At 64.8% G+C, this 627-nt stretch carries 1 protein-coding gene; it reads right to left on the bottom strand.

Annotation, left to right across the window (positions count from 1 at the left end; genetic code table 11):
* Positions 1–627 (bottom strand): ABC transporter ATP-binding protein (locus tag EN984_RS36880; RefSeq protein WP_164766035.1); only part of this gene is annotated, 627 nt, incomplete at both ends.

A 627-nucleotide genomic window follows, 5' to 3' on the forward strand; every position in this document is an offset into this window, starting at 1 on the left:
GGTTCTTCGGCGTCTTGTAGAGCTCCATCGGCGAGCCGACCTGCTCGATGTTGCCGGCGTTCAGCACGACGATCTTGTCGGCCATGGTCATGGCTTCGACCTGGTCGTGGGTGACGTAGATCATGGTCGTCTTGAGCTGATGGTGCAGCTCGCTGATCTCCAGCCGCATGGTGCCGCGCAGTGCCGCATCGAGATTGGACAGCGGTTCGTCGAACAGGAAGGCGGTCGGCTGACGCACGATGGCGCGGCCGATGGCGACGCGCTGGCGCTGGCCGCCGGAAAGCTGGCCGGGCCTGCGTTCGAGATAGTTGGTCAGGTTGAGCACGCGCGCGGCGTCTCCCACCTTCTTGTCGATGGTCGCCTTGTCCTCGCCGGCCATCTTCAGCGGGAAACCGATGTTCTTGGCCACCGTCATGTGCGGATAGAGCGCATAGGACTGGAACACCATGGCGAGCTTGCGCTTGGCCGGTGCCTCGCCGGTGACGTCGCGGCCGTCGATGTTGATGGAGCCGCCGCTGGTGTCCTCGAGCCCGGCGATCAGCCGCAGCAGCGTTGACTTGCCGCAACCCGACGGGCCGACGAAGACGACGAACTCGCCATTCTCGATCACCAGGTCGAGACCGGGGA

The organism is Mesorhizobium sp. M7A.F.Ca.CA.004.12.1.1, assembly GCF_003997835.1.
Classification (GTDB): domain Bacteria; phylum Pseudomonadota; class Alphaproteobacteria; order Rhizobiales; family Rhizobiaceae; genus Mesorhizobium.